This is a genomic window from Pseudoalteromonas denitrificans DSM 6059, from assembly GCF_900112265.1.
GTDB classification, from domain to species: Bacteria; Pseudomonadota; Gammaproteobacteria; order Enterobacterales; family Alteromonadaceae; genus Pseudoalteromonas; species Pseudoalteromonas denitrificans.
This window is the reverse complement of the sequence record NZ_FOLO01000101.1, coordinates 1-7,504: the sequence shown is the minus strand read 5'-3', so window position 1 is coordinate 7,504 and position 7,504 is coordinate 1. Positions and strand designations below refer to the sequence as shown.

Sequence of the window (7,504 nt, the reverse complement as noted above, 5' to 3'; positions counted from 1 at the left end):
ATAACTATAATAATTGTTACTTTTCACACCCAGTACATGGCACATTAAAACCACAGGCCAGATCTTCTTATGTTGGGCAATAAACGAATACTTTACTTCGTTTCTTTGGCAAAGAAGACCGTCGCTTTTTTTAATATCTCGCGCTCCATTTCGAGGCGTTTCACTTGCGCTTTTAAGTTGCGGATTTCTTCTTGCTCAGGTGTTAATTTCCCATTACCACGAAAAGCATGACCATCCTCATTTTCAGATTCTTTTATCCAACGACCAAGCATATTGGGATTAACGCCCAGATTTCTAGCGGCTTCTGCCTGCGAATAATTTTGTTCAACAACTAAGGCGATAGCATCAAGTTTAAATTCTTTTGAATATTTTTTACGTTTCGTCATTTTGGATCTCCTATTAAGTTTATTATCTCTTAACTGGAGTAGTCGAATCCATTAAACCACGTTAATTTCCCCCGTATTTAAAACGACATCACCCTCTCTTAGTTGCAAAGTAAGTTGCCCTTTAAAAACAATAAAAAGTTCATCTTCGTTATCATGTTTATGCCAAACAAGCTCACCACTACCTTTAGCAATCTTAACTAACTGACCATTTGATTGTGCAATAACTTTTGGTGTCCATTCTTGTTCAAACAGTTTAAATTTTTCAGCAATATTAATTTTTTTCATAAAACTCAACTTTTAATCACAACATCATTCGTGGTCTGAATTTAATCACTAGTATGAATAATTTCACAAAGATTAAATTAACCTGCTCGGCTTCCATTTGGCATTGTATTTTCCGGCACCGCTAAGCAAGGGTTAATTTTATCGTCATAACCAATATCAAATAACATACCTTGTGATATCTCCCCAGCCATTGTTCTGTCTGGTAGATTAACAACAAATAAAGCCTGCTTACCTTCAATTTCTTTAGGGTCTACACGCTCTTGTTTAATACCACTTAGAATCGAGCGAGTATGATCTCCAAAGTCAACCGTAAGTTTCATCAGCTTATCAGACTTAATAACTTCTGAAACCATAGTAATTGTACCAACTCTTATATCTAGTTTGGCGAAATCTTCGAAGTTAATCAGTGCTTTAATAGGAGCAGGTTTCATCAGTAAATCCTTAGTATATTTATTCTAAAAGTAAGAAACTCAAATGTACGGATGCCAAAGCGTTAAATTTACTCCTATGGTTCTGGCTGCAATAACTATGGTACACCTTTGAGCTATTAGAAAGAGTAAAGTGCTTGATATGATTGAAATTGAATAAGCCTCTTAAAATAAGTGAATATTAATCATGCTCTGTGTGATCTAACCCTTAGACCACAGAGCATGATTAATATAATTTAGACTTTAAACCTGCTTATTATCTCAGTTAATTGATGGTTAATATCATCAATACTATTTATCTCTTCTACCACTTGCTTACCATTTGCATCTAACTTACCAACAATACCATTAATTGCGACCATATTTTTACTGACCTCATGTGTCACATTACTTTGCTCTTCTGCAGCAGCAGCAACTTGTGTACTTAAGTCATTAATTTCTGACACAATAGTTGTCATTGTATCTAAACTTTCTGACACTTGGCCCGCACCTGTTGCAGCTTGTTGACAACGGTCTTTGGTCACACTCATAGAGTCAACAACTGTTTGATTACCTTTTAATAAACTGGCTAGTGCATGTTCAATTTCATCAGTACTGGACTTTGTACGACTCGCCAGGCTTCTAACTTCATCTGCAACAACTGCAAAACCTCTTCCTTGTTCACCAGCTCTAGCGGCTTCAATAGCCGCATTAAGTGCTAATAAGTTAGTTTGATCCGCAATACCGCCAATTACACTCAAGATAGAGTTAATACTATCGGTTTCACTGCTCATATCACTCACACTTTTCACCGAGTTTTCAACATCACAAACCAGATCAGAAATTGTTTCTTGAGCTTGGTTCACTGTTTGTTTAGAGTCATGGCCAGCGTTGTTAGCGTTATCAGTCAATGAAGCTGCATTTGCAATATCTTTAGCCATAGACTCAGCAGTCGCATTCATTTCTTCAATGGCTGTTACAACTTGTTCGGTTTCTTGAACATGACCATCCAATATAATGGTATTTTCATCTGATTGCTCTTTCAATTTATAAACATTGCCGTTTAGAGCTGTAGTGGCATCTTTGATTTCTAGCATCATCGACTGCAAACTTGCTATAAAACGATTAACACCATCAGCAATTTGCCCTAAATCATCACTTGAATGTACGTTAAGTCTTTGTGTTAAATCACCATTTCCTTGAGAAAGTGCTGTAATTGTTTCTTTTAACACCAGTATTGGACGATAAAGGGTTTGCAATAAAATGAAAACCAATACAACACTTATAAGTGTTGCTGCAAGTGTACTAATAATGGCGCTTATTTTCGCTTCCGTAAGACTGGCATACGCAATTTCTGTATCTAGACCCAGAGTGTAATACCAGTTTTTATCTGCCACTTGAACGCGATGTGCAAAAAGTAATTTATCTACCCCATCTAACTGATAAGTTTGTATGCTACTTTTTTGGTTTACGGCGTCTAACACCGCCTCTTTAAACCAAGGGTAATCACTGGCTAATTTTTTTGTTTCAACTTTTTGACTGGTCGAGGCTAAAACAGTTGTATCATGATTTAAAATTAATGCTACAGCCCCGGGAATTTCATCTGAACTTTTAACCAAGGCATTCAAAAAATCCAATTTCATATCAACAGAAATCATGCCATTTTTAATTTGATGAACTATGCTGATCCAATAATCGATTGAATCAAAATAAGGCTCACTTGTTGCCACCCCTGCGCTATTGCGTGCTAACTTGTAATATGACTCTTCTGTTACATCTCCACTGAATACATGATCAGGCCAAATATCACTCGTTTGGTTCCAGTAACCAACACCGCTTTCAAAACCAATGGCTGAGCTATTAAGGTTCATTGCAAAAGCAATGGTATTTGTTAATTTAACAAAATCTTCAGTACTGCCTTCTTCTTGTTGATTATTATATAGTTTTGCAATTCTTGCTAACCCAAAAGCTTTTTCATTCATTTGTTTTTCAATAAGTTTCGCTTGTTGTTTCACGAACTCACTGTTTTCTTTAATAATCAGGGCTGTTAATACTTTTTCCTCTTTGACATATGAAAAATAGCTTGTTAAAGATACTGACAACCCAACTAAAATTGTAATCGTAATAAGTAATAAATTTTTGAAACCAAACTGCATCATGAGAAATCCTTCATTGTATCGATTTAAGGCAATTAACTTTTAACGGATTTGAATTATGTATCACATTTTTGTAAATGACTTTCAGTTTTTGAGTTTATGCTATTTATCTCTAAAATAACAATAATAACTGATAGTTATGCTTGTAAAGCATTCAGTGGCTTAGTATGAAATAGATATTTAGATTAAAATGAAATCATCAAGAATAAAATTGTTATGCTTACTCAGCAAAACACGAAGTTCACACCAAAAAACGATTTTTTTATAGAAACAAACTTTTACCTGAACTTTAATTAAGTTCAAAAAAATGAAATTAAAACCCAAAATGCTTGGTCTAGACCATAACAGACATTGTTATAATTATGAGACTCAGTATGAAAATAACGAAACAACTCACACTTCCTTTAAGCTTACTTTTATTGTCTGCTTGTGGAGGAAGTGATAATGCTTCAGAAAATGATATGAATACAAGCCAATCTCTCGACACAGTAACATATGAGCTCACCTTCACAAGCACCTGGAACAGCAGTACTTTTGCAACAAATTACCCAAGTAATGCACATTTCTCACCACTTGTAGGGCTTACCCATAATTCTCAAAGAGGGATATTTACTACAGGCGAAAGCGCTTCATCAGGCATTATTAGCATGGCAGAAACCGGTTCTAAAACAAGACTTAAGGAAGAGATAGGAGTTATTCAAAACTTAGGTCATTCCAATTATCTAATTGACGAACTAGGGATCCCTACCAATGATACTAGCGTTACTATCACTTTTGAAGCAAGTAAAGATTTTCCGCTGCTTAGCATCGTCTCTATGGTTGCACCCAGCCCAGATTGGTTTATAGGTATCAATAGTTTGTCTTTATTTGAAAATGAACAATGGATAGAGAACAAAACCGTACAGCTTAAGGTGTATGATGCTGGTAGCGATAGCGGAACAACATTTAAATCATCAGATAGCACAACAACACCTGCAAATGTTATTAAACTACTATCAACTAACCGTAGTGATAGTAATTTTGAAGAAGGCGTACATTTCGAGACACAAGCTTATATTGGAAATATAGAAATCAAAATGATGAAATAATTTTGTGAGCCAAAATGTGCTATCTCACTTTGGAACTTTTTGCTATATAGACCCTAATCAGCTGGCAATTAAAGTTCCAAAGCTTAAACTCACACTGTAAAAGTAATACAAAACAGATTTATAATATTAACGTACTTTGCGTTCACTTATCTCAATACATAAGTCAATTTATGATTTGTTTAATTTTATATCTTTTAATATTTTATTTATTTCAATAAAGTAAAATATTCCCGTTCCAATGATTATAAAAATAAGAGATTCAAATTCATATTGCATACTTTCACCTAATAGATTCAACAACAACCCCAGCAAAAGCACTAAGCTAAATGGCCATCCCCCCATGAGAGTTGTTTTTTGATTTTCGGTTGAAAATTTTGAAATTTCTATACGAGTTAGATACATACCAAGCACAATATTTAAAGTAAAAGTGATTAAATAATACATATAAGCCTGCCCTTGACGATTACATGAATTGAAGTCATTGAATAGTTCATTTAGTAAAGTGATGACTCTATATTTCGACTTATCAAACCCATTTATTGATTGTTTTTACTTTCATAATTAGATGTTATTAGCTGAAACCTCACTTTAAGTTCCCTTAATAGGTATGTACAATAGGATGCATCTATGTTTGTCATAGCCAAAATTGATAACACTTAAAGAAAGCTTATTTCTAGGATGTTGTATGTGCCTAAAAACAAAATCAGATATAGGTAAGTTTTATGGTTAATTTAATTGTAGAAATACTTGCATATACTTCTCAGAAAACTGAAAAATTGAATAACTCAGCTACACTAAAGAAATTCAAGTTTATCAATTATCAATCGGTATAATCGAGTATGGGTAACATAATAAAAAGTGACATTACAGATAAACTATTTGCCTTGAAGTTAGCATTTAAAAAACAACTTCCCAATAAATTTATTGAAATGGAACAGTTATGGCAATCTGTTTGTGAGGGAGACAAATCTAAATTAATTCTACTAAAAAGACTGCTGCATAACTTAGCGGGCTCTGCGGGTACTTATGGCTCTGCCAGAGTCAGTGCCAAAGCACAAGAGTTAGTTCAACAAATTAAATTAATTATCGAAAAAAAATTGGTAGACTCAAGCCTATCAGAAAAAGACATCACTAAATTTACATTTTCATTAGAAAAACTAAAACGGTTATCTGAACAATGGCAACCTTCTCAAACAAGTTATACAGATTCTTTTTCATTTATTCATCCAATAAAAAAGGATGTAAAAAAAAATTCAAAGCTCATTTATTTTGTTGAAGATGACCCTTTTTTTGCAGAAGATTTACTTATAAAACTTGAACAAACACAGTATAAGGTCGTACATTTTTCTACTTTAGAAGAATTTGAGCACGCTTTTAATGCTGAACGTCCAACAGGCATTATTATGAATATGCTATTTGATCAAGGGGAACTGTCTGGGGCTCATATTATCGCTCGACTCAAAAAAAAGTTTTCTAGCTTTCCACCAGTCGTATTTTTATCAGCAAATACTGATGTTAAGTCACGATTAGCGGCAGTTCATGCAGGTGCCGACCGATATTTTACTAAACCAACAGACTTTGAAAAATTAATGCAAACTTTAGATGGACTGACAAGCCAAAAAGATAAAGAGCCTTATAAAGTTTTAATTGTTGATGACTCAAAAAGCATGCTGCTATATTACGAAAGCATATTAACTGATGCTGGTATTGATGTTAAAACGCTCATTGATCCTTTAAAAAGTATAGACGTTATGACGAGGTTTAAACCTGAACTTGTAATACTGGATATTTTTATGCCCGGTTGCTCTGGGTTAGAATTAGCACAAGTGATAAGGCAAGATGATGTTTGGGCTATGACACCTATCATGTTTTTAACGTCAGAATCAGATCCTGAACTCAAAGTAGATGCCATGGAGTTAGGCGGTGATGAGTTTTTAGTTAAACCTGTAGAGCCCATGCATTTTATTTCATCCGTAATAGCTAAGTCCAAACGCGCTCGTTGGGTAAATCAACTCAATACCGACCTTAAAACAGCGATAAGAGAAAGTCACTATCAATTGGCAACAATGGATCAGCACGATATTGTTTGCATAACAGATATTGATAACAAAATTCTCGCTATAAATAATAAATTCTGTCAAATCAGCGGCTACGAAAGAGAAGAGCTATTAGGGCAATATTTTGAAATATTAAAATCAGGCTCTAATCCAGAAGAGTTTTATTTAAAACTTTGGGCTGAATTATCTCAAGGCCAAGTATGGCGCGGCACATTAGTTGACCGTAAAAAAAATGGGAGTGAATATTGGTTAGAAACCACCATAGTGCCTTTTTTAGATGAAAACGGTAAAATATATAAATATGTCTCAGCAATGACAGATATCACAACTTTAATGCAAAATAAGGAACGTACCCGCCTCATTTTAGAAACAGTTGTTGAAGGAATTTTTGGAGTTGACTTAAACGGCAAAATAACTTTTTTAAACCCATCAGCTTGTAAAATTTTAGGGTATAAAGCAAAAGAACTTATTGGCAATTCTATATATGAATTAACACAAAACTCTTATCCTGATGATGCTCAGAAAATAGAACACACTAACTCCATAAATGAATCTTTTTTAACTGACAAAATAAGTCAAAATGATGACGGCATATTATGGGGCAAAGATAATCATTCAATTCCAATAGAGTATACCTGTTCACCACTTAAAAATAGAAATCAGTTAATAGGTTCGGTGATCACTTTCAGAGATATTCGCGAAAGAAAAATAAATGAAAATGCCCTTTTACATGCTAAAGAAGAAGCGATTTCAGCTAATAAAAGTAAATCTGAATTTTTGTCTAGGGGCTGTTGATCTTTCACATTGGCAGCCAAATCATTGCACACGCCAGTGCTAGCATACTTTCAAACTGTAACTTTAATTTATCATATCTTGTAGCTATAGCACGGAAGTGTTTCAGTCTTGCAAATGCATTTTCAACTAAGTGCCTATATTTATATAAGCACCAATCTATATCTCCATTACCCGTTTTTGAGTTCTGCTTTCTGGGGATCACAGGGCTTGAATTTCTCTCTCGAACTTTATTTCTAATCGCTTCACTATCATAGCCTTTATCCGCGATAACAAAATCACCTTGAGGCAATAATTCAATCAACTCATTTGCTACTTTACTATCATGAACAT

7 protein-coding genes and 1 pseudogene are annotated in these 7,504 nt (G+C 34.2%); 2 read left to right on the top strand and 6 right to left on the bottom strand.

Going from position 1 to position 7,504, the window contains the following annotated elements; translation table 11 throughout:
• The 4 genes and pseudogenes from BM088_RS26540 to BM088_RS26525 all read right to left on the bottom strand — a co-directional run.
• Positions 1-386, bottom strand: a pseudogene (locus tag BM088_RS26540) (transposase); the annotation flags it as partial.
• A 51-nt stretch (positions 387-437) separates the two neighbouring features.
• Complete coding sequence (locus tag BM088_RS26535) at positions 438-671, bottom strand: cupin domain-containing protein (protein ID WP_091991907.1); 234 nt, start codon at positions 669-671, stop codon at positions 438-440.
• Between the two features lie 77 nt (positions 672-748).
• Positions 749-1,102, bottom strand: coding sequence for a tRNA-binding protein (locus BM088_RS26530; RefSeq protein ID WP_091991905.1), 354 nt, complete (start codon positions 1,100-1,102; stop codon positions 749-751).
• Positions 1,103-1,335: 233 nt separating this feature from the next.
• A complete protein-coding gene (locus BM088_RS26525) occupies positions 1,336-3,237 on the bottom strand; it encodes a methyl-accepting chemotaxis protein (protein ID WP_091991903.1) in 1,902 nt (633 codons plus the stop codon).
• 371 nt (positions 3,238-3,608) lie between these two features.
• Between BM088_RS26525 and BM088_RS26520 the strand changes: the two genes are divergently transcribed.
• On the top strand, positions 3,609-4,322 hold the full coding sequence (locus BM088_RS26520) for a spondin domain-containing protein (protein WP_091991901.1): 714 nt from the start codon (positions 3,609-3,611) through the stop codon (positions 4,320-4,322).
• A 168-nt stretch (positions 4,323-4,490) separates the two neighbouring features.
• Here BM088_RS26520 and BM088_RS26515 read toward each other — a convergent pair whose 3' ends face one another.
• Entirely contained in the window at positions 4,491-4,766 is a 276-nt protein-coding gene (locus BM088_RS26515; RefSeq protein WP_091991899.1) for a hypothetical protein, read from the bottom strand.
• Positions 4,767-5,161: 395 nt separating this feature from the next.
• Between BM088_RS26515 and BM088_RS26510 the strand changes: the two genes are divergently transcribed.
• The gene (locus BM088_RS26510; RefSeq protein ID WP_091991897.1) at positions 5,162-7,174 is read left to right on the top strand and encodes a PAS domain S-box protein; all 2,013 of its coding nucleotides are present in this window, start codon (positions 5,162-5,164) and stop codon (positions 7,172-7,174) included.
• Positions 7,175-7,178: 4 nt separating this feature from the next.
• Here the strand turns inward: BM088_RS26510 and BM088_RS26505 are convergent.
• Positions 7,179-7,504 (bottom strand): transposase (locus BM088_RS26505; protein WP_143085170.1); only part of this gene is annotated, 326 nt, incomplete at its 5' end.